Origin of the sequence: Azovibrio sp. (assembly GCF_049658005.1) — a bacterium.
GTDB lineage: Bacteria > Pseudomonadota > Gammaproteobacteria > Burkholderiales > Rhodocyclaceae > Azovibrio.
Map to the genome: position 1 here is coordinate 1 of NZ_JBASOH010000035.1, position 25,253 is coordinate 25,253.

Here is a 25,253-nt window from a genome sequence, read left to right on the forward strand (position 1 = left end):
AAGTCTTAATCCCTTTGAAATCAGGGCTGGGTTGTTACTTCGAATGAATTTGCATACATTCCGGACAGGGGTCTTAATCCCTTTGAAATCAGGGCTGGGTTGTTACTCCACCTGCACGGCAATCACATTGCAGCGCGCCGTCTTAATCCCTTTGAAATCAGGGCTGGGTTGTTACAGGCCCGCGCATCATATCCAGCCGCTTTGCTTCGGTCTTAATCCCTTTGAAATCAGGGCTGGGTTGTTACTGAAAAACTACCCGTATTGCTCCCGTATTGCGTCTTAATCCCTTTGAAATCAGGGCTGGGTTGTTACAACTGCGCAACGATGCAAACGGAGTTTTTTCCGCGTCTTAATCCCTTTGAAATCAGGGCTGGGTTGTTACCATGCAAAAAGCACGAGCAAAAGCCAGCCAACTCGTCTTAATCCCTTTGAAATCAGGGCTGGGTTGTTACACTTATCATGTCAAACAACAACACCGTGACACGGTCTTAATCCCTTTGAAATCAGGGCTGGGTTGTTACCTATCTCAATTCGCGCTTGTGGCGGCTTGCACGTCTTAATCCCTTTGAAATCAGGGCTGGGTTGTTACTCAACCTGACATGGAAAACCTACCTGATGAGGCGTCTTAATCCCTTTGAAATCAGGGCTGGGTTGTTACGCGCCAACGCCAAAAGCCCGTGGGGCCCGTGGGGTCTTAATCCCTTTGAAATCAGGGCTGGGTTGTTACTGAGGATCAAGCACTCATGGCTCTCAAGGAAATGTCTTAATCCCTTTGAAATCAGGGCTGGGTTGTTACTGCGGTGGGGTGGATTGTCTCAAAGAATCAATGGCTTGGAAAGGGCGTTCGGGGAGGTTCGGGGTTTTGGCCGAGATGTCTTCCAGGGTGTAGCGTCCTAGCCCAAAAACGGTTTCCTTGCCGACGTGCAGCCACTGGCCGAGGTGCAGGGCGGGCAGGAAGGGGGTGAGCTCGCCTTGCAGGGTCCAGCGGCCGATGGCGCCGCCTAGTTGCATGGTTTGCTGCTGGCGCGAGGAGCGGCGGGTCCAGTCCTGCCATTTGAGCTGCTTTTGACTTGCGATCGTGGCGGCGGCCTGCTTCAGGGCCTTGAAGTCCCAGCCGGGGCTGCCGTTGCCATGGAATTCGGCAAGCAGGGCAAGGCGGCGCATGAGCTGCATCAGCAGGCGTTCGGCATCGAGTTTGTCCGGCGGTACGGCACGGCCGTTGTCTTGCAGGCGCAGCGGGGTGTGGAAGTGGAGGGTGATGGCGTGGGTGTTTTCTGGCAGTTGGGGGCTTTCGGGTGTGCGGGTTTCGATTTCATGTAGTTCCGAGCGGCCTTCGCCCGGGCCGAGGCCGCGTTGGGCGGCGCGTTGCCAGGCGAGCCGGATGAGCGGCAGTTCGTGCCGGGCACGGCCGATCAGGACCATGTCGAGATGCCAGTTTGCGCCGGGGGGGAGCTCAAGGGCGCCCCAGCCGGCGGGTTCGATGAGGTAGGGCGCCGGCGGCTGACTGAGGCGCTGCAGCGGGTGGTCGACCGGCGGCGGGGCGAATAGGGCGGGGTAGGGACAGGTGTGGAGCAGCGGACAGCCGGGGCAGTCTTTTTGCCGGGTCATGCAGGCGAGCTGGCGCAGGGCGTGGCCAAAGCCGCCGCGCAGGACGGAGCCGGCCCATGCAGGAAAGCGCACCGGGGTGCTGGCGGTAAAGTGAAAACGGTAGCGGGCCAGGGGGAGCATGCTCATTTTTCCTTCAGGGCTTTTTGAAGCCAGTGCTGGAGTTCGGTCTCGCGGGCGCTGATGCGTTTGATGAATTGACTCATGCTGCCAGGTGGATCGGCCTCCATGACGCCGTGGGCCAGGGCGTTGCGCAGATTTTTCAGGGTGCGGAAGTTGGCCGGGGATTCCACGGCCAGGTTCTTGTCCTTACTGTCCTGCATCAGTCGCTCGTCGGCATTCTTGCGGTTGTCGTAATCGTTGGGGTCGCCGGAAGTGGCTGCGGAAACGCGGGCTTCGTAGCCGAATTGAACGGCCCGCAGGTAGTCGCGGCGGGCGAGATAGTCGAGCGCCAGCTGGTGTTCTCGGGCGGCGCGGCTGCCGGCTTTGTGCCAGGCGGTGCGGTCTTTGAGTAGCGGGCGAAAAAACTCTCCGGCCGGGCTGAGTGACGGGGTTTCGTCGAGTTTCTGGATGGCGGCCGTCAGTTTCTGGCTGCTCAGCGAGGCGTTGGCGATTCTTTCGAGAAAGGCGGCTTCGGCGAAAAGCGGCCCGGGCAGGTTTTCTGCCGTGAGCAGGTCGGCAAAGCTGCCGTAGTCGCCATCCTTGTTGAAATTTTCGAGGGCGCGTATCCATTCATAGAGATTGAGCATGCCGTCCAGGCGGACGACCGGCGTGATGTTGTTGCTGTCTTTGTGCTCGTAGGCGCCGTAGTAGATGGCTTCGAGGTGTTGCTGGCGGGCGGCGCGCAGGTAAAAAAGCGCGAGCAGCGCCAGCATGGGCAAGTGGCGAAAGCCGTGCGTGACATCCAGGATGACGGGATCGTCCGGCAGACCTGCGGTGAGGGCGCGCAGGATGTCGATCTGTTCCGCATCGTCGAGGCCGTAGGGGATGAGCTTGAGTTCATATTGCCGTTTGGCGTTCTGGCTGAGTTGCCGGGCCAGGTCGTCGAGCTGGGCTTGGCTGACGTCATTGTGGGCGACGGCTTGCACCAGTTCTTCCCAGGCGCTTTCCTGGCCGGTGGTGTCGAATTGGTCAAGGACCAGGGCGTCCCACATGCTGCCCGTCGTGCCGAGTATGCGCACATGCCGGCAGCCGGTTTGTTCGGCCAGGGCCAGACCGAAGTAGGCGGTGCTGACGGTTTGGCCCTGGTCGAAACGGTAGGTGGTGTCCCGGTAGCCGCCGGTCTGTCCTTTGCCAAGGAAGGTAATGAGGGTCGTCATGTCTGGTCAGGCGCCTGGGTCGTGGTGATCGGGAGGGGGGAAACATGGAAGGCTTCCAGCCGGGCGTTGCAGGCCCGCAGTTCTGCACTGGAAAGCTCCCGCCCCCGGGCATGGGCAGGCAGGTCGAGCGAGAGGTTGAGGTAACGCGCACCGCGCTGACAGACGGCAGCGGCCAGGTGCACGGGCAGGGTGCCGATGACGGTGTCGCCGGGCTCAACCTCGGCCGGGTCGAGGTGCGCAACCTGACGGTGGATGTGCAGGCCCTGCTGGGCGGCCCAGTCGCAGGCGCCGGGGTGGCGGGAGATGAACCAGGTGGTCATGAGAGGCTCGTGGGTTGTGGTTGGTTTTGCGTGGATGTCCTTGCCGTCGATTGCATCAGGCCATCGTTGCAGTGTGGCAGTTTGATGGGTGGATTTGCAAGAATGCCGTTGTCCAGGTGTGGGTGGGGTGGCGGGTCAGGGTCGGGATGCCGGGTATGTCTTCTGTTTCAATCGGCAAGATGTGCCTTGATGAACAAGGTCATCTGGTAGGGCTCGTCTTTTTCGGGTTTCTTTTTTTCCGATTTCTCCCGCCATTGGCCGTTGGCTTGCATCATGGTCTTGAGTCTTGCTGCGACCCTGGCCACGTCATCGCCTTGCCAGTGATTTTTTTTCATGGCGTTGAACAGGGCTTTCAGTTCCGGTTGATCGCAGGGTCTGGCCCGGATGACTTCGGCGAGGCTGCGCTCGAAGGGAGACATTTCTGCCAGCCGCCTGGCTTCTTCTTGTCTGGTACGTTCTTCCTTCTCGCGGTTTTCCTTGTCTTGTTGCCGCTTGCGTCGTTCGGCGGTGCTGTTTTCATCTTGCGTCATCCGCCCGTAGCCTACCGCCGTCTTGGCGCCAAAACCAAGCCATTCTGCGGCATGCGCGAAGGCGGCGGCGAGCAGGGCTTGCCAGGTGTCGCGCAGTTCCGGCGAAACGAGGCCAGGGTGGCATTCGACGTGAAAGCAGAAGCGCGAGCCGGGCAGCACGGCGAGGAAGGGGATGGGGTTGGGGGAAAGGCTGGTGTTGGGTGTGGTGTTGCCTTGGTAATAGTCGCTCAGGTGCGGGGTCATGATCTCGATGCCGAGCAGGGTGCGGTCGTCCTTGGGGCTGGCAGCGGGTTGCGGGAAAACGTCCCAGCAGCGCAAGGCGCTCTGGCGGGGGTCGCTGTCGCGGCTGAGGTCGTTCTCGCCGGGGCCGAACAGGTTGGCGATGGCGGCTGCGTTCCAGCCGGCGTTGTCACCCCACTCGCCTTTGGACAGTTCTTCGGCGGCGCAGCGTAATACGCCCTTGATGCTGGAACCCGGCAGATAGGGCAGGCCGTAGGGGGAAAGAAAGGCAAAGCCGTTTTCCAGTGGGTGTTCGTTGCCAAGGCCAGTGGCGAAGGGGGCGCAGGCAAGGGCTGACCAGGTGAATAGATTGGTCTGGCTGGCGGCCAGGTATTGCTGGCGCTCGACCAGGTTCTCGAGCAATTCCCGGCTGTGGCCGGGGAGCGGGCAGACGGTTTTTTGCAGATTTTCGACGCTGGCATTTTTCTTTTTGCCATTTGCTTGGATCTCCTTTGCCTTGATTTTTCCGTCTTTGTCGGGGGCCAGGTTATCGTTCCAGCCAGCGTAATACAGGCCAAAGCGGTGGCCGGGGGCGGCCTCGCCCAGGTGGGGCTGGAGGTAGTTGGGGACGGCGGCTTGCATGTTCAGGCTCCCACGGCGGCGGCAAATTGACGAATCCAGCGCAGTAGCAACAGGGCTTCTTCGCTGGCCTGGCGGTATTGCTGGCTGTCGGCTTTGTTGAGCATGAGGTTCATGAATTCCTGAAAGCCGATGTCTTTGTCGCTGCCGCCAGCGCTGCTCATTATCCAGCGGCGCAGGTGGCAGGCCAGGTCCTTGTGGTGCAGCTTGCCCTTGTCCTCAAAAAAAGCCAGGGTCTGCAAGAGGCCGTTGTTCATGATCAAGGCCGGGGTCGCCTTGGCCAGGTCCTTGTATTGATCGCTCCGGGCGACGCCTTCCTGGGCGAAGCGCCATGCGGTGGCGGAGCGTCGTTGTTCCAGCGTCATCATCGCCGATTGCATTGGCAGGCTCAGTGTGTTCATGGTGCCTCCTTATTTGAGGATGGTGACGAGCACCTGGCCACGGCCGGTGCTGGCGTCGCCACCGATCTGCAATAGTTGTCCATCGAGCCCGGCGCTGACCTGGCTGAGCACGGTTTCGGCCGGCGTGTCGTGCTGGCCGCTGCGTTCCTGGCTGGCCATCAATGGAGCGATGAGCAGGCTTTCCGGCGGCAGGTTTTCGACGTAGAACAGGCCGCCATCGGCTGCGGTGCCGGTGTCGTCGTCAATGCGTACATGCGGTTCGACGACGGTGGCGTTCCTGACGAAGTAGCCGAAATCGTCGTCGGGCAGCAGCACCAGATGCTGGCTAAGCTTGCTGCGGAAAAACGCATGGGCGTCCGCCTGCGGCAGAGCGTTGGCGGCCAGCCATTGGGCGACGGCTTGCAGCGGGGCGGTTTGCCGGGCGCGGTATTCAAAGGCTTCCAGATGCAGTTTGTCGCCGGAAAGCAGGTCGTCCGCAGTAACGCCGGCTTCCCCTTCGGCCGGGGCGGCGGGGAGGGGCGGGAAATCCTTTTTCCCCAGCAGGGCGAGCAGCCGGGCGGCACGCGCCAGGGCCAGCGGGCTGGTGAGGTAGACGTAGCCCTGCCTGGCGCAGCGCACCGGGAAGGCGAGCAGTTGCGCATCGCCAAAGCTGATGGCGCCGGCGTAGAGCTTTTCAGACTGGCCTTCCGGCCCGAACAGGCGACTGAGCAGGGCGTCGTTTCTCCATTCAGTGAGCTGGCCGAAGCGATGGCGGACGGCGCCCTTGAGGCCGGAGCCGGCAAAGAGCGGGTGCTCGGTGTGGCGTTCGCGCTGGATCGGGCTGTCGATCAGGCCAAAGGCAGTGCCGGCGCCCATGTGCACGGGGCTGATGGCGTAGAGGAAAAGGGCGGCTTGGGCTTGGTACATGGTGGCTCCGGGATCAGTTGAAGGCGGTAAAGCGGATACGGCGAGCAGTGGCGGTTTCGAGGTGATGTCCGTCGGTCCGGAATTTCTGGCTGCCGGTTTTGGGGACGGCGGCAAGGTGCAGGGCATCCGGTATTTTCAGGCCATGCCCGGCCCGTTGCCGGGTGGCGCGATCGAAGCCGGCGTGGCTGGCGGATATCCACTGCTGGCTTGGGTTGGCAAAGAAGCGGTCAGAATGGGCAAGTCGCAAAGTCATCCCCTGTTCGATGGTTTCCTGCCGGCATCCGGGCCGTGCGGATGCGGAGAAAAAGAAAGCGCTGGATCTGCTTTTCCGGGCGAAGTTTTTTCCGGATGGCTGGGCTGATGTCCGTTTCCTGTTCCTTGGCATGCCTTTCATGTCTCCTCCGCCCAAGGAGCGATGCGGCAATGGTTGAAGCCTTCGGCGCGGCGCATCGGGTCGTCGATGGGGAGGCCATTGTCGGCCAGTTGCTGGAGTTTTCCGAGCTCGGCAAGCTTGCCGCTCAGTTGATACCAATAGACGCTGCCGGTTGGAGCGGTGCGTTGCGCCGGCTTGGGCTTGCCGGTGGCGAGATCCCAGCCGGAGATGGTGTCGGCGCGGCTGACGCAGGCGGCAAGTAGCTGGCCGGGGACGCCTTCGGGTTGCCAGCCTGCGGCAAAAATGCCGGGCGTGGTGAGGATGAGGCGGTAGCACCCTTCGCGTTCGATGCGCGCCCAGTCAGGGGCGGGCAGGGCCAGCTGCTGGTTGTACAGGCGGGCGGCGCGGCCATCACCACCGAGACGGACGAGGTCGCCATCCTGCAGGGTCTTGTCATGTCCTTCGTAGGCCGCGACGAAGCCTACGCCGGGCTTCAGGGCGACGGCTTCACTGGTGTAGATCATGCCGTCGGCGGCGCTGCGTTTTTCAGCATCGAGGGCAATGCCCAGGCGGCTGTCGAGTTTCCAGAGAGCGCTGCTGGGGAGCAGGTGCTGTTCTTGTATCGGCTGCCCGGCCAGCCAGGCGCCGATGCCAGTGCCGCTCAGCCACAGTCCGCCTACTGGTTTGGCAGGCGTGTCGGCACACAGGGTGGGGAGCCGTGCGAGGGGATAGCTGCTGCACAGCCCGGTGGGCAGCAGCTGCGGGCGCAGATAGGTGGCGCCGCTGAGATGGTCGTTGTTGACCACCACGTCGGCAGGCAGCGGCCACAAGGGTTCCAGCGCCGTGTGCGCGGCCGACTGCCGGGCCAGGCCAAAAAGCGTCAGGCGGAAATCGGCCAGACTTTCCAGTAAAGACCCAGCGGCCATCAGGCGGGAGCGCAGGGCGCCGGCGGCGAGGCTGGGCCACGGCGGCATCAGCGCTTCGCCGTGGCTGCCGGCATCGCCAAACAGCTTGTTGCCGCGCAGATAGAGGACATCCAGGGGTTCGAGTAGCAGGGCGTTCATGACAGTTCTCCGGTGCGGCCTTCGCGGGCGAGGAATTCGGCGACGCCGAGCAGGTCGCGCACCAGCGGCGCCGGTTCCTGCTGGCGCTGGCGGGCGATGTGGCAGGCGGTTGCGGCAAGGATGGGGCCGAGCGGCCCGGCGGTTTTCCCCCCCTGGCGGTTGAGCTGATAGGCCAGATTGCAGGCTAGCAAGTCCTGCAGGGCTTCCATGCCGATCTGCGCGGCCAGGGGTAAATCGGTCAGCCAGCCCTGGGTAAGGTAGGCGCTGCGGCGCGAGGTATTGCCGGCAAAGAGGGCTTGCAGCTTGATCAGCAGGGCGACGGGGGTGTCAGTGAGGTCGCCGTGCAGGGCTTGCGGCCAGGCGGTGCCCGGTTGCAGCCAAGGCAGGGTGAGGTGCACAGCACCGCCGGAGCGTTTGAGCAGGTTGATGGAAATGGCATCGCGCCCGCCTTCATTTTTAGCTTTTTTCTCGGTCGCCCGGAGTTCGCCCAAGACCCGTCCGAGCGGGGTCTGGTGATGGGCGACGACGGCGCCGGCCGAAGCGGTGGCTTTTTCGCCCATCATGCGCAGTAGCCGGTTGCCATAGAGGGCGTGGCCGTGCTTGAACTTTGCGCCTTTGGGGTTATTGGCCGTGGCCAGCAGATCTTCCAGTCCGGCTTGTTCCGGCCAGATGCCGGCATAGCCCAGGCGCAGCAGGAACAGGCAGCGCAACAGGTCATCGACTGAGACCATCGCCAGTACGTCGTCCCCGCCGGCGTAGATGAGCTTGCCCTTGCAGCAATCTTCCACGACATGGCGGGCGATGTGCAGTGAAAAACCGTTGAGCGCGCCGGAGATGGCCATGTGCCGGGCGGGTGAAACCGGGCGTGGTGCCTTCAGATAGTCGTCGAGTGCCGGGAATTTGTCTTTGGCCTTGGCGCGGATCTTCGGGTGCCAGGTTTTTTCGAACGGCAAGGCGTAACCGGCTTCGGTGCCCGAGAGCCAGGCGCCCATCTTGTCGCCGTCCATCAGGATGAAGGCGTAATAGGCTTCGGGTTTGAGATTCAGCAGGCGGCCTACCTGCTGGCGGCGTTGCTCGCGGTTGTCGTCGGCGCTGTCGTCATTGCCATCGAGATCGTCGGCATCGAGCCAGGAGGGCAGGCGGCGCACCAGTTCGCGCGTGGTTTCAGATTGCAGGTAGAGGCTTTCTGCCAGTTGCCGAGGCAGCGCGACCGGCTGGGTATGAGGGCGGATTTCGGCGAGCAGGCGGGCGGCTTCGGGGCTGCTGCCCGCGTCGGCGGCCAGCCAGCGTTCCAGCGAGGTGGCGAGCGCCATGGTGTGGGTGGAGACGACGTAGCGGTTCAGGTCTTCATCAATGACGTCGCGGAGTTCGCGCACGAACTGACGCGGCCAGAAACGCTTCAACATCGCCAGTGCGCTCAGGTGTTCGCCCTGGCGAAGCAGGCCAGGTAGGGCTTTGGCTGCTAGGTTCCACAGGGTGGGCGCTGCCTTGCGGCCTTGCTTGCCCCAGGTGAGTTGCACCCGGTCGGTGGTCAGCCATTCGGCCTCGCCGCTCAGGTCGCAGCGATAGCCCTCGTGCCGGGTCTGGTGGAAGGGGCGCACGCTTTTGGCGGCGGCGGCGACCCGGTCCAGCAGGTCGTAAATCGCCGGGTAGAGTACGCCCGGGTTGGGGATGAAGAAGCGGGCGCCGTCGATGCTGATTTCTCTGGAGAGGATTTGCCAGGCCCGGCGACCGAGAAAGCCAGGTAAGGCGACATTGCCGAGAAAAGGCCGGCTGGCGGCGGCGAGGGCGTCCTGCTGTGGCAGGGCCTTGCCGTCCTTGTCCTGAGTAATCAGCGCAAACGGTACGGCGGCCCAGTGCACTTCCGGGAAGCCGGCGAGTTGTGCGGTGAGCTGCGCATGGCAGGGCAAATCCGGCGTGTTGGCGAGTCGCGCCTTGTCCAGTAGTTCATCGAGCATGGTTTGCGCGGTGTCACGCACCCAGTCGCGCACCGCGCGAGTGACCTGTCCGGCCAGCGCAGTCGCTTCTCCGGCGGGGACGATGGCAACGAATTTGTTGGGCAGCGCCGGCAGAAAGAGCGGGTTGGCGTCGGTTTTACGGTTTACCCATTCCTGCTCGGCAAAAAGATCGGCAGCCAGGTTGACCTCGTCACGCAGCCACAGATCCACCTGAGGCATGCCGCGCAGTTGCGGGAAAATGAGCGTGTCCGGGCCGAGCTGTGTGCAGATGACGCGCAAGCCTTCCCAGGCGATGCGTGACAAGAGATGCGAGCCGGCCCACAGATCGGAGGTGGTGCGGGCGGTGGCAATGAAGTCCTGCACCGGGCCGAAACTCATGGCCAGCAGGGCGGCTTCCCCTTGTGCATCGCCAGCAAAGGCGGTGGCGAAGGCGCTGGTGAGATCGAGGTGCGACCAGATGCTGTGATCTGGAATGCGCGTGTCGGCGGGCAGCCACTGCCACAGTGCGGCGAGATCGCTGCCTTCGAGTTCCGGTCCGAAGCGCCAGAACGCCAGTGCCGTGCGGCGGGCGTCGATGTCGCCGTTGCCGCTGGTCACGATCAGTCTGCGGAAATGTTCGCCAGAGATCGCCTTGATGTGTGCCGGGCTGATATCGCCGAGCTGATCGAGGTGGTATTCCTCGCCGGAGAGCGGGTGAATCAGGACGGGGTGCTGATCGAAGCGCACCTGCGCCCAGCTCTCGCGCCCGCCACCACCAAACTGGGGCCGGTCAGCGGCCGATGCCCAGTGATCGGCCTGTTGGACGGCCCGTTGCACGGCCTCGGGTACGACGCCCTGCGGGAAGAAGGTCTGACGCAATTCGCGCACCGTGCCACCCTCATGGCCGGCGCTGTCGCGTAACAGCACCAGGGCTTTTTCCGCCGGATCGTGGGTCCAGGCAGCCAGTTTGCTCAGCCAGTGTCCGTGATGTTCGCTCATTGCGCGCCTCCCAGGCGTTGCAGTTCGGGATTTTGATCGAGCCGTCCATGAATTTTCTGCCAGACGGCGAGTTGATCCAGCCGCACGTCCGGTAACGGGCAAACGTGCGGCGTGTGGTAGATGCGGGCCCGGAGTCGTTGCTGGCTGTCGCGGAAAAGTTTGAACCGGAGTTGGTTGGCCAGCCGTGCTTGGCCGCCCCAGGCGCGGACATCGTGGTGGGTGACCGGGTAAGCGATGATGTGACGATCTTCGATGCGGTTACTGCCCGCGCCGGTGCTGAAGCTGAACATGGTGCGGTACTCGATTTTGGTCTGCGCGAGAAAACGCATCGCCGCCACCCAATCGGCAAAGGGTTTTTTACTTTCCCAGATCAGCGCACCTTGTTTGTCCTGTCCGATGGCATGCGGCCAATCCAGCTGCAGGCAGTCAATGAGCGGGCGGAGCACGGCTTTCAGCGCAGACTGCTCGGCATGCAGCGTGTCCTGTCCAGCAAACGCCAGCGAGCCCCAACCATTGCGACTGCGCCCGCCGACGGTACCGAACCAGTGGATGAGTTGCAGGACCTGGGGAATGATCGTTTCCTCAGCCGGCCAGGCGAGTTTCAGGACATTGCTGCCGCCGGCTTCAAGGACGCTGTTGTTTTGCAGTCCGAGGCCTGTGTCCCTTTTGTAAATGAGCGGGCCATAGCCGAGATAAAGCTGGCTACCAACCGGGGATTTGACCTCGCCGTGCTTGACGGTCTGATCCTGGTGCCCCCACTGGCTCTTGCCTTCCTTCCAGTGGGCCAGTGCCAGCCGCACCTTGCTGCGACTGGCTCCGGACTCCAGCCAGGCCTGACCGAACAACATGCCTTCCTGGTCACGCAGGGTCTGATGCCGGTAGCCGGCGGCGGGGGCAGCGGCGATGCGCCACCATTCGCGCAGCAAGGCCTTGAGTGGCGGCGTGCGCCAGATGCCTTTCTTCTCGGCGTTGCCAAGAAAGGTGGGAGAGAGTAGTTCGATCCGCAATTCGTTTCTATTGATCATGGGCGTGGTTCTCGGTGACATCAGGCATGCCGGATAGCATAGCGCAGCTTTGCCGCAAGTCATGCTTTGGCAAGCTTGCTGTCTGCATCCCATTGGATCTGCTCCGGCGCCAGCGTCAGACCGTAGCGGGTCAGGGGTTTGCGGCCTTGCGCGGTGATCAGGTAGGGGGTGGCGGCGATCGGGCCGAGGGCTGCCTTGAGGCGGTGGTTGACCTTGGCGCATTTTTGCTCGAAGAACTCTTTGCTGAATCCTTCCCGGCCGAGGATTGCCGAGGTCTTTTCAAAGCTGGCCGCTGCCTCCCCCGTTATCCCGGCATAGACTTCGAGAAATTCGGCGTGATCGGCATCGCTGCAACGGATGGGGGGTTGGCCCGCATGGCAGCGGCTGGCAAACCACAGGTACCAGGCGAAAAGTTGCGGCGGCAGCCGTACCGTCGCGCCGGCGCAGCTTAGCTCGCGGCAACGGGGGTTGATGCGCAGGTGGGGCGGCTGCAGGTGCGCCTGGGCGGCGGCGATGACGGCGGAGAAGGTCCGGTCATTGGCGAGCAAGTCCGGCGGCAGCAGCGGGCGCAGGCGTACAAACGGGATTTCCGCCAGCATGACGCGGGCTTCGCGGGTGTGGATGGGGCGGCCGTCGCGGGTGTAGAGCAGGCGCGGCGTGGCCGGTGGAAAGTAGAAGTCGGGCAGGGCTTCGAAGGGTTCGGAGACCAGCACATGCGAGAGCCGATCCTGCGGCCGGGCGGTGAGCGACAGGCAGTAGCCCAGGTAAAAGCCCATGGTCTTGCGCCCGCCGGCGATCGAGACGTGCAGTTCCTTGTCGGGATCGGCGGTGAGCTGGCGCAAGAGGGCGTGGATGGCGTCGGCGGCAAGGGCGTTGTCTTCCGGGGTGCGGATGTCGTTGAGCGGTTCTCCTTTGGCGTTGCAGATGGGGTGGATGTTTTCCGGCGGGAAATGAATGCCGGCGGCTTCAGGGTAGTCGCGGCAGAAGGCCGGGAACTGGCCGTGTGCGGGATCGAGCAGGGCGAGCCGGGCGCGTTCGCCGCCTTCCTGGCTGGTGATCAGGTGGATGCTGTCGGGAATCCATGCCGGGGTTTGCGTGACGCACAGGGCATAGAGCGTTTCGGTGACGATCTGGGGCGAGAGGCCGGTGACGGCCAGGAGGATGCGGTGCGGGTTCATGGTGCGGGGAAATGAACGGTAAGACCACATCTTAGCCAGTGCCGGCTGTGGCCGGATGGCCGGCAAGCTTGCCAGAGCCATCCGGCCTGCGTGCCGGCACCCGTCTTCCGGCGTCGGGATCTGGGGCTGGATCTGGGGCCGGATGGCCTGCCGTGGATCGTGCGCCTGGCCCAAGCCCGGGAGAATGAGGGAATCCGTTTTCGGAATCGTGATCCGCGTCATGAACCGGCTGGGGCGCGGCTACCGTTTCGGGGCGCTGCGGGCCAGGACAACCGGATCGCCGGAAATGACGGTCAGACTTTCATCCATCTGGAGCCAAGGCTGGATAAAGCCGGCCAGGCTGGAGCCACGGGGGGAGTGGGGCCTGGCAGGAAAAGGTTGATGCTCGTCAGCTAACAGGGATAATGGCGGCTTGGAATTTTTCGAGTGTGGTCATGACCAGCCCAGTAACCTTCAAGATTCTCGAAGATATTGCCCGGGACTTGTCCGGGGATGAAGTGACCTTTCCCACTTTCCTGGACATCACCTTCCAGGTGCGCGGCGCCCTCAAAAACCCCAATCTGAATGTGGAGCAGCTGGCCAAGCTGGTGGGGGCCGAGCCGTTGATGAGCGCCAAGATCATCCGCATGGCCAATTCCGTGGCCATGAACCCTTCCGGCCGGGCCGTGGCCGACGTGAAGACGGCCATTGTCCGGGTGGGGATCGAGTCGGTGCGTACCGTTTCCTTTGCCGTGGCCATGGAGCAGTTGCTTCAGTCCAGGCAGATGCAGGTCTTTCAGGGGATTTCCCAACGGCTCTGGGAGCATACCGCCCATGTGGCGGTGTTGTGCCGGGTGCTGGCCCGCAAAGTCGCCAGGATCAATGGCGACGAGGCCATGTTTGCCGGCCTGGTGCACGATATTGGCGTTTTTTACCTGATGTCCCGGGCCGCGCATTTCCCCGAGCTGGTGGCCGACAAGGAAGAGTTGCATGCCCTTCTGGTAGGGTGGCACGACAGCATCGGGCACGCCCTGCTGTCGGCCCTGGGACAGCCGGAATCGGTGTTGCAGGCCGTGCAGGAGCATGAGCAGGACCGCGAAATCAAGACGCTGAAGAGCCTTTCCGATGTGCTTTATGTCGCCAACAAGATCGCCAATACGGTGGCCAGCTGGCGTGACAAGGACCTGGATGGGGCGGTCGATACCTCGATGCTGGCGGATATTTTTGATGCGGAAACCCTGCAGTCCATCATTGACGAGTCCGAAGAAGAGGTGATTTCCCTCAAGAAGGCCCTCGTGAATTGAGCCGGGGCGGAACGAATGCGGCAGGGCTGGCTGCGTGCCGGCCTTTTGGGTAAGCAATTTCAGGGGGTGTTCATGGATAACGTCAATTCATCCGGCCAGCGCGACAAGCAATGGGCGGTGTTGTGCCTGGGGGCGCTGGGGGTGGTGTATGGGGATATCGGCACCAGCCCACTGTATGCGATGAAAGAGGTTTTTGCGGGCAACCATCCCATTGCCCTGAACGAGTTCAATGTGCTGGGCAGTCTCTCGCTGTTCTTCTGGGCACTGCTGATCATCGTCTCGATCAAGTATGTGATCTTCATCATGCGGGCCGATAACCGGGGTGAGGGCGGCATCATGGCGATGATTGCCCTGGCGCTGCATGACACCCGGCCCGAGCAGCGGTCCCACAAGGCCATTCTGGTGCTGGGGGTGCTGGGGGCGGCCATGTTTTATGGGGATGGCATGGTGACGCCGGCCATTTCCGTGCTTTCCGCAGTGGAAGGTCTGGCAGTGGCGGCACCCTCGCTACATTATTTCGTGTTGCCGCTGGCGCTTCTGGTGCTGCTCATCCTGTTCTATGTCCAGCATCACGGCACGGCCCTGGTGGGACAGGCCTTCGGGCCGGTGATGCTGGTCTGGTTCTCGGTGCTGGCCCTGATGGGGCTGGACCAGATCCTGGAAAACCCGCATGTGCTCCTGGCGATTCATCCCGCCCATGCCCTCGAATTCATGGTGCAGAACCGGGCCATGGCCCTGGTGGCGATGGGCAATGTGGTGCTGGCCGTGACCGGGGCCGAAGCCTTGTATGCGGACATGGGGCATTTTGGTCGCAAGCCGATTCAGCGCGCCTGGTTCGCCTTCGTCCTGCCGGCCCTGTTGATCAATTACTTTGGTCAGGGCGCCCTGCTCCTGAGTCACCCGGACGCCGCCAGCAATCCCTTTTACCTGATGGCGCCCTTGTGGGCCTTGTATCCGCTCCTGGCCCTGGCGACCTTGTCCACCGTCATTGCCAGTCAGGCGGTGATTTCCGGTGCTTTTTCCGTCACGCGCCAAGCCATGCAGCTCGGCTTTTTGCCGCGCATGGAGGTGATGCACACCTCGGAGCGGGAGCAGGGGCAGATTTATCTGCCTGCCATCAACTGGGGCTTGATGCTGGCCGTGATGGTGCTGGTGCTGGGTTTCCGCTCTTCCAACAATCTGGCGGCGGCCTATGGTATTGCCGTCACCGGGGACATGGTGATCACCTCCCTCCTGGCGACGGTGGTGGCGGCCCGGGTCTGGGGCTGGGGCTGGCTCAGGGCCGTCCTGCTGTTTTCCTGTTTCCTGGCGGTGGAACTGACTTTCCTGGCGGCCAACATCCTCAAGATTCCCGATGGCGGCTGGTTCCCGCTGGTGGCCGGGGTGACCATCTTCGTGCTCATGACCACCTGGAAGCAGGGCCGCACCTTGCTGCACCGGCGGCTCGCCGGTGAGCGCATGGAGTTGCTGCCCTTCATCGAATCCCTGGCGGCAGACATGCCAACCCGGGTACCTGGCACGGCGATCTTTCTCAATGCGGACCCGGTCAGTGTGCCGCACGCCCTGCTGCATAACCTGATGCACAACAAGATCCTGCATGAGCGGGTGGTGGTGGTGTCGGTGCAGTTCTTTGATGTGCCCTATGTGCCGGACATCGACCGGGTCGAGGTGCGGGCGCTGAATGAAAATTTCTGGCAGGTGATCGTGCACTACGGTTTCAAGGACGAGGCCAATCTGCCTCTGGCGCTGTCCTTGTGTGCCAACGCAGGACTGGTGCTGGAGCCGCTCGAAACTTCCTATTTCATCGGTCGGGAAACCCTGATTCCCCGCTTTGGCTCGGGAATGGGCGTGTGGCGGGAAAAGCTGTTCATTGCCATGTTCCGCAACGCCGGCAGCGTCACCTCTTTTTTCAGGATTCCTTCCAATCGTGTCGTGGAACTGGGCACCCAGGTGGTGCTGTAGCAGGAGTGCGGGATGTTTCGAGGATATGGCCAGACGGATCCAGCCCCCGGCCGGGAGCCGGGGAGCCGCGTGCCGCGGCAGGTGCGGCTGATTTCGGTCTTGATTCTGGCCTTCGTGTTTGCCAGTGTGGCCTGCCTGGGCCTGTATCTGAGTCGGCAGCAATTGCACAGTCGTTTGCAAAGCGAGGCCCTGCGCCTGCAGTCGGCCTTTGCCGTGGCCCAGAGCGATATCGAGCAGAACATGCTGATCCTGGCGGCCATGGTGGCGGCGGATCCCGAGGTGCAGCGGCTGTTCCGGGACGGCAAGGCGGCGGTGCAGGCGGAAGGCGGCGGCCCAGGCGGTGAGCGGGCCCGGCGGGCCCGGCAGGCGCTGATGGACCACGTGGCGCCCCAGTGGCGGTCGATGCAGGCGCAGTTTGCCCTGCGTCAGCTGCATTTTCACCTGGGCCCCGGTTCCCTCTCCTTTTTGCGGGTGCACACCCCTGAAAAATTCGGGGACCGGATGGATGATGTGCGCCACATCATTGCTGCGGTCAATAAGGATGGACAGCCGCGCACCGGCTTTGAAACCGGACGTATTTATTCCGGGGTGCGGGGCGTGGTGGCGGTGCGGGATGAGCAGGCTCCCGGCCGGCCGGTGATCGGCGCCCTGGAGGCGGGCACCTCCTTCGATACCCAGTTGGCGCGCCTGGATGGCATGCTGGGGGCGGGCTTTGCCATCTTGTTGAAGCAGGAGCATGTGGACCAGAACGTCTGGCAGGACTATCTCAAGCTGAACGGCATTCCCGGCCAGGGGAGTTGCAAGTGTTACCTGGAGGCGGCTTCCCGCCCGGAGATTCAGGAATGGATGCGTCAGGGGGATATTCTCCGTCCCCTGGCAAGCCGCCTGGATTCCTCCTTGCTCACATGGCAGGGACGGGATTACCAGTTGGTCCGCTATCCCCTCTATGACTACCTGCACAAGGTAGACCCTGGGCGACCCCATGTGGGCGCCGTGGTGATCTGGCTCGATCGCACCCAGATGCTGGCGGAACAGGCGCAGCTCGAAAACCGCATCGTGCTCGGGGCGGTGCTCTCTTTTGCGGTGGTGACGCTGCTCCTGTTCTGGGGCCTGGGCATCACCCGCCGCCGCCTGGAGGCGCGCATCCAGGCGGCCACCCAGGCCCTGGAAGACGAGCGGCGGCTGTTTGTCGGAGGGCCCGTGCTGACGCTGGTCTGGCAGCCGGAAGGCGGCTGGCCGGTGCGCTATGTGTCCGAGAATGTCCGCCAGGTGCTGGGCTATAGCCCGGCCGAGATGATGGCGGCAGGCCGGAAGTTCGAAGATTTCATTCACCCGGATGACCGTGACCGCCTCAGCCAGAAACGGGAGGGGCTCATCGAGCGTCGGGAGCACAGTTGGGAGCAGCGCTACCGGCTCTTGCGCCAGAATGGGGAAGTGCGCTGGTTCCTTGATTTCACGGTGGCCGAGCAAGATGCCGAAGGGCGCTTGCGCCAGGTGCGCGGCTACCTGATCGACCAGACCGGGCAGGTGGAACTGGAGACCCGCCTGCGGGCAGAAGAAGAGCGGCTGGAACTGGCCCTGGCCGGTGCCGACCTGGGCATGTGGGAGTGGGACGTCGCGAGTGGCACGGCCAGCTGGGATGCCCGGGCTTACGAGATGCTGGGCTATGCCCCCGATGCCTTCCCCGTGAACCCGGATGTGTTCAAGCAGATGGTGCATCCCCGGGACAGCGAGCGGGTCACGGACCAGATCCAGACCCATCTGAGCCGGGCCGAGGGCTTTGTCGTGGAGTTCCGCATCCGTCGCGCCGACGATAGATGGATCTGGGTCGAAAGCCGGGGCAAGGCCGTGACCTGGCACCAGGGCGAGCCCGTGCGGCTCCTGGGTACCTTCACCGACATTTCCGTCCGCAAGCAGGCCGAACTGGCCTTGCAGGCTTCGGAAGCCCGCCAGCGCACCTTGATTGCCTCCATGAACGAACTGCTGCTGGCCATGGATGCCTCCGGCTTCCTGCGCGAGGTGCATCAGCCCCGGGGCTTTTTCGCCTGTTTCGACGATCTCCAGGAGCAACTGGGGCGGGATTACCGGGCCTATCTGCCCGAAGCCGTGGCCCACGCGCTGGACGATGCCATTGCCGGGGTCATCCGCACCCTGGAGGCCCAGGCGGTTTCCTTCTCGCTGCCCGTGCGGGAGGGAGATTCCACCGGAGAGGTCCGTCATTTTCATGCCCAGGTGAGTGCCTTGGCGGATGGTGAGCCCTATCCCACCGGCTATCTGCTCATGGTGCGGGACATCAGTGACAGCGTGCGCACCCAGCAGGCGCTACGCCAGCTGGCGACCCGCAATGCCGCCATACTGGAGGGGGCCGGGGAGGGCATCTACGGGGTGGATCGGGAAGATCGTTGCATTTTCATCAACCAGGCAGCCCTGGACATGCTGGGCATCCAGGAGTCCGGGGTGCTGGGCCAGGACACCCATACCTTGTTCCATCACCACGACGAAACCGGCGGGGCCTACCGGCCCGCTGACTGCCCCGTGACGCATACTTTGCAGGACGGGCAGCTGCGCCGGGTCGAAAATGAGTGGTTCTGGCGCCAGGACGGGGTGGGCTTCCCGGTTTCCCTGACGGTGGCGCCCCTGATCGAGGACGGTGAGCAAACCGGGGCCGTGGTCCTGTTCCAGGACCAGAGCCAGCGCCGGGCCCAGGAACAGGCGCTGCGCCACCTGGCCAGCACCGATCCCCTCACCGGGCTGCCCAACCGCCGTTACTTCATGGAGCGGCTGGAGCAGGAGTGGTCGCGCCTGAACCGTTTCGGTGGCCAGGCGGCCATCATGATGCTGGACCTGGACCACTTCAAGCAGGTCAACGACAACTATGGCCACGGCGTGGGGGACCAGGTGCTCGTGGCCTTTGCCGAGGTGCTGCGTCAGGGCGTGCGGCGCATGGACGTGCCGGGCCGCCTGGGGGGCGAGGAATTCGCCGTGATTTTGCCCGGGGCTTCCCTGGACGGCGCGCGCCAGCTGGCGGAGCGGCTCCGCCGGGCGGTCAGCCAGATGCCGGTGCAAGATGCCCTGGGACAGCCGGTGCGGGTGACGGTGAGCATCGGCGTCGCTTCCTTTGATCCGGAAACCCCTGTTTCCGAAGCCCTGCTGACCCGGGTGGACGAGGCCCTGTACCGGGCCAAGGCCTTGGGCAGGAACCGGGTCGAGGTCAGCCTGAGCGCTGCCGGCGGGCTTACAGGAAGTATTGCAGCAGCCGGTTGAGAAAGCGCCGGCCCGTCGCCGTGGGGGCGATCCAGTCCGGCTTCATGTCCAGCAGCCCGTCCCGGACCGCGGCCTGTAACGGCGCCTGGATCGTGATCAGGGGCTGGCCGGTGCGGGCCTCGAACAGGGCCGGGGGAAAGCCGCCATTCAAGCGCAGGGCATTCAAGAGGAATTCAAAGGGTAGCTGCGCCGCCTCGACCGCGAACTCCTCCTGCACCGGCCGGCCTGCCGCGACCTCCTTCAGATAGGCTTCGGGCCGCTTCCAGCGCATCTGGCGCAGCACCCGGTCGGGCAGGGTGAGCTTGCTGTGCGCCCCGGCGCCGATGCCCAGGTAGTCGCCAAAATGCCAGTAATTGAGGTTGTGCCGGCACTGCTGGCCGGGCCGGGCGAAGGCCGAGGTCTCGTAATGCTCGAAACCGGCCTCGGCCAGGCGGGCCTCGAAGGCCTCCTCGATGTCGGCGCACAGATCCGGCTCCGGCAACTCTGGCGGAAAGGCGGCAAAGCGGGTGTTGGGCTCCAGGGTGAGCTGGTAGCAAGACAGGTGCCGGGGGCCCAGCGAGAGAGCGGTGTCCAGGTCCGCCAGGGCCTCGTCCAGGCTCTGGCCGGGCAGGCCATACATCAGGTCCAGGTTGAAACGCTCGAAATGGCGCGCCGCCAGGGCGGCGGCATGGAGCGCCTCGTCCCGGTCGTGGATGCGGCCCAGGGCCTTGAGGTGAGCCGGGTTGAAGCTCTGGATGCCGAGCGATACGCGGTTGATGCCGGCGGCGCGAAAGCCCGCGAACTTTTCCGCCTCCACCGTGCCGGGGTTGGCCTCCAGGGTGATTTCCGCCCCCGGCGGCAATGGCACCCGGGCTCGCACCGCCATCAGCAGCCGGTCGATTCCTTCGGCGGAGAACAGGCTGGGGGTGCCGCCGCCGAAGAAAAGACTCAGCACCGGCCGGCCCCAGATCAGCGGCAGGGCGCTCTCCAGGTCCGCCACCAGGGCGTCCAGGTAGGCCGATTCCGGAATCTCACCCCTGGCCTCGTGGGAATTGAAGTCGCAATAGGGGCACTTCTGCACGCACCAGGGCAGGTGGATATAGAGGGAAAGCGGCGGGGAGAGCGTGAATTCAAGCCTCGCCCCCGCCCCCTTGCCGGCCGGGAGGATGGGAATGATGCGGGACATGGGATCAGAACAGGGAAGGGAGGGGGGTAGGCACGGTGTTTACTCCGACTCTCGCACCGGCGAGTCGAGCAGTCCGGCCTGGACCAGATGCAGCACGCAGAGGATCCGCCCGATGCGGCCGTTGCCGTCGCTGAACGGGTGGATGCTCTCGAACTGGTGATGAATCAGCGCCATCCTGATGATGGGGTCGATGTCGTCGCCTGCATCGTCGTTGATGAAGCGCTCCAGCGCCTGCATGTGAGCCTGAACGCTGCCGCCATCCTGCGGCGGGACGAACACGGTTGCCCCGGTGCGCTCGTTTTTCAACACCGTGCCGCCGCTGGAGCGGAAACCCTCGCTACTGTTCTTGAGCAACTGGAACATCGAAATCAGCGTGCCGTTGCCAAGGATGCCCTGTTGCTGGCGCATGCGCTCGTAGCCGTGCATCAGCGCCTCGCGGTAGCGCGCAACCTCCTTGGCCGATGGCGATATCCATTCGGCGATGTGCAGGTCGGCCTGGAACAGCTCGTCCTGCGTCGTCACATAGCTTTCGACTTCCGAGCTCGCCTTGGCTTCCTGCAGCGCCAGGGTGTTGATCAGGATCGCCTGGTTCGGGATGCTGGCTGCGCAGCCTTTCAGTTCCGCCAGGTACCGGTGTGCCGCGACCAGCGCCCGCAGCAGTTCCGGTGTCTGGAAATCGACGCCGGCCGGAGGCAGGTCTGGAATTTGATAGTGTGCTTGTGGGCTCATGGTGAGGCGCTGGAGTTCGGGCGGCGGGCTAACCTGAAGAGATCGTCATGTTGCATAAGCGGATTTTTTTTAACACGACATGAGCCTCATGTTAAAAACCTGACGCCGATACGTGAAGTCAGTGCGCATTGTCACGGGTTTGGCTTGTGTGTTGCTGTCCAAAAGCTCGAATGGCGGCTATTCGTTCCGCAGCCGTTCCAGCAGTTTCTGCATGGCCTGGCCCCGGTGCGAGCGCTGGTTCTTCAGCTCGGCGGGTAGTTCGGCGGCGGTCTGGCCGCTCGCCGGGTCGAGGAACAGCGGGTCGTAGCCGAAGCCGCCTTCACCGCGCAGGGCGGGCAGGATTTCGCCGTGCCACTCGCCTTCGGCAAGGATGGGCTGGGGGTCTTCGGCGTGGCGCATGAGCACGAGGAGGCAGACGAAGCGGGCGCGCCGGTCCGCCTGGCCGGCCAGGGTGGCCAAGAGTTTTGCGTTGTTGCGGGCGTCGCTTTTGGGTTCTCCGGCGTAGCGGGCCGAGTGCACGCCCGGGGCGCCGCCCAGGGCGGCGACGCAGAGGCCGGAATCGTCGGCCAGGGCGGGCAGGCCGGTGCAGGCCGAGGCGTGCCGGGCCTTGGCGAGCGCGTTTTCGATGAAGGTGGGGTGCGGTTCGTCTGCCTCGGGCACGCCGAGTTCGCCCTGGGGAATGACTTCGATGCCCAAGGGGGCGAGGAGGGCGGTGAGTTCCTGCAGTTTCTTGGCGTTGTTGGAGGCAAGGACCAGCTTCTTCATGGGGCTCATCCTGCCAGGGCGCTTTCCTGGGTGGCCACCAGCTGGCGGATGCCGGCTTCGGCCAGGTCGATGAGCACGTTCAGCTGTGCGCGGCTGAAGGGCTCGCCTTCGGCGGTGCCCTGGATTTCGACGATGCCGCCCCGGCCGGTCATGACCACGTTCATGTCGGTATCGCAGCCGGAGTCTTCCGGGTAGTCGAGGTCGAGCACGGGAGTGCCCGCAAAGAGGCCGACGGAAACGGCGGCGACATGATCCTCGAGGGGATTGGCGGCGATCTTGCCGGCAACGAGCAGCTTTTCGCAGGCATCATGCAGGGCGACCCAGGCTCCGGTGATGGCGGCGCAGCGGGTGCCGCCGTCGGCCTGGAGCACGTCGCAATCGAGGGTGATCTGCCGTTCGCCCAGGGCGGCCAGGTCGGTCACGGCGCGCAGGCTGCGGCCGATCAGGCGCTGGATTTCCTGGGTGCGGCCGCTCTGCTTGCCCTTGGCGGCTTCCCGCGGGCTGCGGCTGTGGGTGGCGCGGGGCAACATGCCGTATTCGGCGGTGACCCAGCCCTGGCCTTTGCCGCGCAAAAAGGGGGGGACGTTTTCTTCGACACTGGCGGTGCAAAGGACGCGGGTGTTGCCCATCTCGATCAAGACCGAGCCTTCGGCATGACAGGTGTACTGGCGAATGATCCGGACGGGGCGAAGCTCGTCGGCGGCACGCTGGCTGGGGCGCATGGTTTTCCTTTTATTTCTTGAGGCTGTATTTGTCGATGGCGGCGCGGATCTCTTCGATGGCGCGCTCGATTTCGTCGTCCGAGAGGTCGGACTTGTAACTGGGGTTGCGGCCGAATTCGTCGAGTTGGGTGGTGACTTCGGTAAGCCCCATGGTCTGGGTGGAGATGGCGCTCAGGGTCTCTTCCTGGTAGTTCTCTTCCCAGCGCACCACGATCATGGAGAGATTGTCGCCGTGCGGGCCGCCCCTGCGCTCGGCCTGCTGCATGAACTGGGGCACGGCCTGCATCAGGTTCGGGTGTTTCAGGGCTTCCACCAAGGTGTTGCCGGGAGCGACCCCCCAGATGCCGTCGGTGCACAGCACGATCAGATCACCCGATTCGAGCGGGGTCTTGCGCGAGAATTCCAGCTCGGGAGCGTGGCTGCCGCCCAGGCAGCTATAGACCTTGTTGCGTTCCGGGTGGGTTTCCGCCTGGGCCGGGCTGATCAGCCCCTCGTCGACCATGGTCTGGACCTGGGAGTGATCCCGGGTCTGGCTGATGATGTGGCCCTTGCGGATCAGGTAGAGGCGGGAGTCCCCGGCGTGGGCCCAGTAGGCGACGTTGTCCTGGACCACGCAGGCGACGATGGTGGTGCGCGGCGAATCTTCCAGCCGGTTCTGCCGGGAATAGTCGAGGATGGCGTGGTGGGCGTTGTCGATGTTCTTTTGCAGGAACAAGAAGGGGTCGGCCAGACTCGGGCAGGCTTCCCGCTGGAAGGCGTCGGTGAGGGTCTGGACGGCGATCTGGGCCGCCACTTCCCCGTAATAGTGGCCGCCCATGCCGTCGGCCACCACCATCAAGAGCGCGTCCCGCGAATAGCAGTGGGCCAGCCGGTCTTCGTTGTTTTCGCGGCCGCCTTGGCGGCTTTCCTGATAAATGGTGAATCTCATGGTTTGGCGTGGTTTTTCAGTTTATCCACCAGTTGGCCCAGCCAGGATTCGCTGACCTGCTTTTCCGGCGGGGGGTCTCCGTTTTCCATCAGGGCCTTTTGCAGGGCAAAGGCGCTCTGGGGGCGGTACATATGATTCAAATTGAGGCACCAGTCAATGGTTTCCAGCAACTGATCCGATACTTGGCCCTCCCAACGCACCATGGCGGGGATCAACTGGTCGCGCTGCAGCCGTTCGTCGGCGGGTTGGGGGGTGACGCCGGCCAGGCAGGCATACATGGAGGCGCCGATGCTGTAGATGTCGCTCCAGGGCCCGAGGTTCTTGCGGTCCCCGTAATGTTCCGGGGAGGCAAAGCCGGGAGTGTACATGGGCTTGAGCATCGGGGTGTCCGAAGACAGGGTCTGGCGCGCCGCGCCGAAGTCGATCAGCACCGGGGTGTTGTCGGTGCGCAGGTAGATGTTGGAGGGTTTCAGGTCCAGGTGCAGCAGTTTATTGGTGTGCACCACCCTGAGACCGTTCAGGATGCGGATGAATACCCCGCGGATGAAACGTTCGGAAATATGGCCCAGGTGCGTCTGGATGAATTCCTGCAGGGTGCGGCCCTGCTCGTATTCCATGACCATGTACACGGTGTCGTTGGCCCGGAAGAAGTTGGTCACCCGTATCACATTGGGGTGGACCAGCTTGGCGAGGGCCCGGCCTTCTTCAAAGAAACACTTCATGCCATAGCGGAAGGCCCCCTGGTGCTCCGGGGTGATGACCGGCCTGATGTCGCCGTTACTGCGCAGGGCCAGGCTGTTGGGCAGGTATTCCTTGATCGCCACTTCCTTGCCTTCGGCATCCCGGGCCAGGTACACAATGGAAAAACCGCCCAAGGATAACTGGCGGTCTATCGTGTATTCCTCGAGCTGGAAGCCCGAAGGCAGAGCAGTGTTGGCTTGTTGGCCCATCGACGTGGAAGGTATGATCTGAGCCTTGGCATTGTCCGGCCTGAGGCGCGGGCTGTAAAGCAGCCGATTCTCCCGGCATGAAAATCTTCTTCCCTTTCCGGAATCTCCCATGATCCACAGCATGACTGGCTATGCAGTGAAAACCCGCGAATTCCCGGGTGGCAGCCTGCATCTGGAGTTAAAAAGCGTTAACTCCCGTTTTCTCGACCTCCATTTTCGTGTCGCTGACGAGTTGCGCCCCCATGAACTGGCGGTGCGGGAAAAGATCAGCGCCCGGGTCGGCCGGGGCAAGGTGGAATGCCGGCTTGACTTTTCCCTGACCCAGGGAGTGCGGCAGAGCCTCAATCAGGAGTTGCTCTTTACCCTTCAGGCGCTGGAAGCCCAGGTCCGTGCCGTGCTGCCCGAGGCCCAGCCCCTGCCCGTCAGCGACGTGCTGCGCTGGCCTGGCATGTTCGGCGATGAAGGGGTGGATTTCACCGGTCTCGGCCCCGTGGTCCAGGCCCTGGCCGACGAGGTGCTGGAGGAATTCGCCGCCTCGCGGGCCCGGGAAGGGGAAAAACTCGCCGCTGTGATCCAGGACCGAGGCAAGCAGATGCGCGCCGTGGTAGCCCAGGTCGAGCCCCTCATTCCCGCCGCTCAAGCTGCCTTTACCGCCAAGCTGAAACAGCGTCTGGAAGATGCGCTGGGAGCCGCCGACGATAGCCGGGTGCTGCAGGAAGTCGCCCTGTTCGCCGCCCGCATCGACGTGGACGAGGAACTGTCCCGCCTCAAGACCCATCTGGACGAACTGGATCGCATCCTCCTGGCCGGGGGGGCGGTCGGCCGGCGCCTCGATTTCCTGATGCAGGAATTGAACCGGGAAGCCAATACGCTCGGCTCCAAGGCCGCCGTCACCGAAGTCACCCAGGCCGCCCTGGAACTCAAGCTGCTGATCGAACAAATGCGCGAACAGGTGCAGAACCTGGAGTGA

General features: G+C 63.6%; 20 protein-coding genes, 1 pseudogene and 1 CRISPR repeat array. Of the genes and pseudogenes, 5 read left to right on the forward strand and 16 right to left on the reverse strand.

Features of this window, described 5'->3' with window-relative positions:
• The first annotated feature begins 2 nt into the window (after positions 1 to 2).
• Positions 3 to 796: direct repeats of the CRISPR family, unit length 36 nt; unit sequence GTCTTAATCCCTTTGAAATCAGGGCTGGGTTGTTAC.
• A gap of 149 nt (positions 797 to 945) precedes the next feature.
• The 6 genes and pseudogenes from cas6 to cmr4 form a co-directional block, all read right to left on the reverse strand.
• Positions 946 to 1,734 (reverse strand): annotated as a pseudogene (gene cas6, locus WBH99_RS03315) (CRISPR system precrRNA processing endoribonuclease RAMP protein Cas6); the annotation flags it as partial.
• A complete protein-coding gene (csx2, locus tag WBH99_RS03320) occupies positions 1,731 to 2,924 on the reverse strand; it encodes a TIGR02221 family CRISPR-associated protein (protein ID WP_424218691.1) in 1,194 nt (397 codons plus the stop codon). The pseudogene cas6 and the gene csx2, both read right to left, overlap by 4 nt.
• Entirely contained in the window at positions 2,921 to 3,244 is a 324-nt protein-coding gene (gene csx16 / locus WBH99_RS03325) for a CRISPR-associated protein Csx16 (RefSeq protein ID WP_424218692.1), read from the reverse strand. The genes csx2 and csx16 overlap by 4 nt, the downstream gene beginning before the upstream one ends.
• Before the next feature lie 167 nt (positions 3,245 to 3,411).
• Complete coding sequence (gene cmr6, locus WBH99_RS03330) at positions 3,412 to 4,635, reverse strand: type III-B CRISPR module RAMP protein Cmr6 (RefSeq protein WP_424218693.1); 1,224 nt, start codon at positions 4,633 to 4,635, stop codon at positions 3,412 to 3,414.
• A gap of 2 nt (positions 4,636 to 4,637) precedes the next feature.
• Positions 4,638 to 5,033 carry a type III-B CRISPR module-associated protein Cmr5 gene (gene cmr5 / locus WBH99_RS03335; RefSeq protein ID WP_424218694.1) on the reverse strand — a complete coding sequence of 132 codons (396 nt, stop codon included), beginning with the start codon at positions 5,031 to 5,033 and terminating at the stop codon, positions 4,638 to 4,640.
• A 9-nt stretch (positions 5,034 to 5,042) separates the two neighbouring features.
• Positions 5,043 to 5,939: a type III-B CRISPR module RAMP protein Cmr4 gene (gene cmr4, locus WBH99_RS03340; RefSeq protein ID WP_424218695.1), complete on the reverse strand. Its 897-nt coding sequence runs from the start codon at positions 5,937 to 5,939 to the stop codon at positions 5,043 to 5,045.
• Here cmr4 and WBH99_RS03345 point away from each other — a divergent pair.
• Positions 5,938 to 6,300 carry a hypothetical protein gene (locus tag WBH99_RS03345; protein WP_424218696.1) on the forward strand — a complete coding sequence of 121 codons (363 nt, stop codon included), beginning with the start codon at positions 5,938 to 5,940 and terminating at the stop codon, positions 6,298 to 6,300. The two genes, cmr4 and WBH99_RS03345, sit on opposite strands and share 2 nt — an antisense overlap.
• 29 nt (positions 6,301 to 6,329) lie before the next feature.
• Here WBH99_RS03345 and WBH99_RS03350 read toward each other — a convergent pair whose 3' ends face one another.
• From WBH99_RS03350 to csm6, 4 genes are all read right to left on the reverse strand, one after another.
• A complete protein-coding gene (locus WBH99_RS03350) occupies positions 6,330 to 7,376 on the reverse strand; it encodes a type III-B CRISPR module-associated Cmr3 family protein (protein WP_424218697.1) in 1,047 nt (348 codons plus the stop codon).
• A complete protein-coding gene (gene cas10, locus WBH99_RS03355) occupies positions 7,373 to 10,312 on the reverse strand; it encodes a type III-B CRISPR-associated protein Cas10/Cmr2 (RefSeq protein ID WP_424218698.1) in 2,940 nt (979 codons plus the stop codon). Before cas10 ends, WBH99_RS03350 begins: the two co-directional genes overlap by 4 nt.
• A complete protein-coding gene (locus WBH99_RS03360; RefSeq protein WP_424218699.1) occupies positions 10,309 to 11,238 on the reverse strand; it encodes a hypothetical protein in 930 nt (309 codons plus the stop codon). The genes cas10 and WBH99_RS03360 overlap by 4 nt, the downstream gene beginning before the upstream one ends.
• Positions 11,239 to 11,396: 158 nt before the next feature.
• The gene (csm6, locus tag WBH99_RS03365) at positions 11,397 to 12,545 is read right to left on the reverse strand and encodes a CRISPR-associated ring nuclease Csm6 (protein ID WP_424218700.1); all 1,149 of its coding nucleotides are present in this window, start codon (positions 12,543 to 12,545) and stop codon (positions 11,397 to 11,399) included.
• A 404-nt stretch (positions 12,546 to 12,949) separates the two neighbouring features.
• On the opposite strand from csm6, the gene WBH99_RS03370 reads away from it, so the two are divergent.
• From WBH99_RS03370 to WBH99_RS03380, 3 genes are all read left to right on the forward strand, one after another.
• On the forward strand, positions 12,950 to 13,798 hold the full coding sequence (locus WBH99_RS03370) for an HDOD domain-containing protein (protein ID WP_424218701.1): 849 nt from the start codon (positions 12,950 to 12,952) through the stop codon (positions 13,796 to 13,798).
• Positions 13,799 to 13,870: 72 nt separating this feature from the next.
• A complete protein-coding gene (locus tag WBH99_RS03375; protein ID WP_424218702.1) occupies positions 13,871 to 15,760 on the forward strand; it encodes a potassium transporter Kup in 1,890 nt (629 codons plus the stop codon).
• A 12-nt stretch (positions 15,761 to 15,772) separates the two neighbouring features.
• Complete coding sequence (locus tag WBH99_RS03380) at positions 15,773 to 19,024, forward strand: diguanylate cyclase (protein ID WP_424218703.1); 3,252 nt, start codon at positions 15,773 to 15,775, stop codon at positions 19,022 to 19,024.
• Here WBH99_RS03380 and hemW read toward each other — a convergent pair.
• The 6 genes from hemW to WBH99_RS03410 form a co-directional block, all read right to left on the reverse strand.
• Positions 18,996 to 20,189 (reverse strand): radical SAM family heme chaperone HemW, encoded by a 1,194-nt coding sequence (hemW, locus tag WBH99_RS03385; protein ID WP_424218704.1) that lies wholly within the window; start codon positions 20,187 to 20,189, stop codon positions 18,996 to 18,998. The two genes, WBH99_RS03380 and hemW, sit on opposite strands and share 29 nt — an antisense overlap.
• 39 nt (positions 20,190 to 20,228) lie before the next feature.
• Positions 20,229 to 20,918 (reverse strand): Fic family protein, encoded by a 690-nt coding sequence (locus tag WBH99_RS03390; protein ID WP_424218705.1) that lies wholly within the window; start codon positions 20,916 to 20,918, stop codon positions 20,229 to 20,231.
• A gap of 177 nt (positions 20,919 to 21,095) precedes the next feature.
• Entirely contained in the window at positions 21,096 to 21,683 is a 588-nt protein-coding gene (rdgB, locus tag WBH99_RS03395) for an RdgB/HAM1 family non-canonical purine NTP pyrophosphatase (protein ID WP_424218706.1), read from the reverse strand.
• Between the two features lie 5 nt (positions 21,684 to 21,688).
• Positions 21,689 to 22,405: a ribonuclease PH gene (rph, locus tag WBH99_RS03400; RefSeq protein ID WP_424218707.1), complete on the reverse strand. Its 717-nt coding sequence runs from the start codon at positions 22,403 to 22,405 to the stop codon at positions 21,689 to 21,691.
• 10 nt (positions 22,406 to 22,415) lie between these two features.
• On the reverse strand, positions 22,416 to 23,333 hold the full coding sequence (locus tag WBH99_RS03405; protein ID WP_424218708.1) for a PP2C family protein-serine/threonine phosphatase: 918 nt from the start codon (positions 23,331 to 23,333) through the stop codon (positions 22,416 to 22,418).
• Entirely contained in the window at positions 23,330 to 24,283 is a 954-nt protein-coding gene (locus tag WBH99_RS03410) for a serine/threonine protein kinase (protein ID WP_424218709.1), read from the reverse strand. Before WBH99_RS03410 ends, WBH99_RS03405 begins: the two co-directional genes overlap by 4 nt.
• A gap of 109 nt (positions 24,284 to 24,392) precedes the next feature.
• Between WBH99_RS03410 and WBH99_RS03415 the strand changes: the two genes are divergently transcribed.
• Positions 24,393 to 25,253, forward strand: a complete 861-nt coding sequence (locus tag WBH99_RS03415) for a YicC/YloC family endoribonuclease (protein WP_424218710.1) — start codon at positions 24,393 to 24,395, stop codon at positions 25,251 to 25,253.

Excerpts from the sequence above, each read along its gene's own strand:
- csx2 (WP_424218691.1), bottom strand. The coding sequence starts at position 2,924 with ATGACGACCCTCATTACCTTCCTTGGCAAAGGACAGACCGGCGGCTAC.
- csx16 (WP_424218692.1), bottom strand. The coding sequence starts at position 3,244 with ATGACCACCTGGTTCATCTCCCGCCACCCCGGCGCCTGCGACTGGGCC.
- cmr6 (WP_424218693.1), bottom strand. The coding sequence starts at position 4,635 with ATGCAAGCCGCCGTCCCCAACTACCTCCAGCCCCACCTGGGCGAGGCC.
- cmr5 (WP_424218694.1), bottom strand. The coding sequence starts at position 5,033 with ATGAACACACTGAGCCTGCCAATGCAATCGGCGATGATGACGCTGGAA.
- WBH99_RS03345 (WP_424218696.1), top strand. The coding sequence starts at position 5,938 with ATGGTGGCTCCGGGATCAGTTGAAGGCGGTAAAGCGGATACGGCGAGC.
- cmr4 (WP_424218695.1), bottom strand. The coding sequence starts at position 5,939 with ATGTACCAAGCCCAAGCCGCCCTTTTCCTCTACGCCATCAGCCCCGTG.
- WBH99_RS03350 (WP_424218697.1), bottom strand. The coding sequence starts at position 7,376 with ATGAACGCCCTGCTACTCGAACCCCTGGATGTCCTCTATCTGCGCGGC.
- cas10 (WP_424218698.1), bottom strand. The coding sequence starts at position 10,312 with ATGAGCGAACATCACGGACACTGGCTGAGCAAACTGGCTGCCTGGACC.
- csm6 (WP_424218700.1), bottom strand. The coding sequence starts at position 12,545 with ATGTGGTCTTACCGTTCATTTCCCCGCACCATGAACCCGCACCGCATC.
- WBH99_RS03370 (WP_424218701.1), top strand. The coding sequence starts at position 12,950 with ATGACCAGCCCAGTAACCTTCAAGATTCTCGAAGATATTGCCCGGGAC.
- WBH99_RS03375 (WP_424218702.1), top strand. The coding sequence starts at position 13,871 with ATGGATAACGTCAATTCATCCGGCCAGCGCGACAAGCAATGGGCGGTG.
- WBH99_RS03380 (WP_424218703.1), top strand. The coding sequence starts at position 15,773 with ATGTTTCGAGGATATGGCCAGACGGATCCAGCCCCCGGCCGGGAGCCG.
- hemW (WP_424218704.1), bottom strand. The coding sequence starts at position 20,189 with ATGTCCCGCATCATTCCCATCCTCCCGGCCGGCAAGGGGGCGGGGGCG.
- WBH99_RS03390 (WP_424218705.1), bottom strand. The coding sequence starts at position 20,918 with ATGAGCCCACAAGCACACTATCAAATTCCAGACCTGCCTCCGGCCGGC.
- rdgB (WP_424218706.1), bottom strand. The coding sequence starts at position 21,683 with ATGAAGAAGCTGGTCCTTGCCTCCAACAACGCCAAGAAACTGCAGGAA.
- rph (WP_424218707.1), bottom strand. The coding sequence starts at position 22,405 with ATGCGCCCCAGCCAGCGTGCCGCCGACGAGCTTCGCCCCGTCCGGATC.
- WBH99_RS03405 (WP_424218708.1), bottom strand. The coding sequence starts at position 23,333 with ATGAGATTCACCATTTATCAGGAAAGCCGCCAAGGCGGCCGCGAAAAC.
- WBH99_RS03410 (WP_424218709.1), bottom strand. The coding sequence starts at position 24,283 with ATGGGCCAACAAGCCAACACTGCTCTGCCTTCGGGCTTCCAGCTCGAG.
- WBH99_RS03415 (WP_424218710.1), top strand. The coding sequence starts at position 24,393 with ATGATCCACAGCATGACTGGCTATGCAGTGAAAACCCGCGAATTCCCG.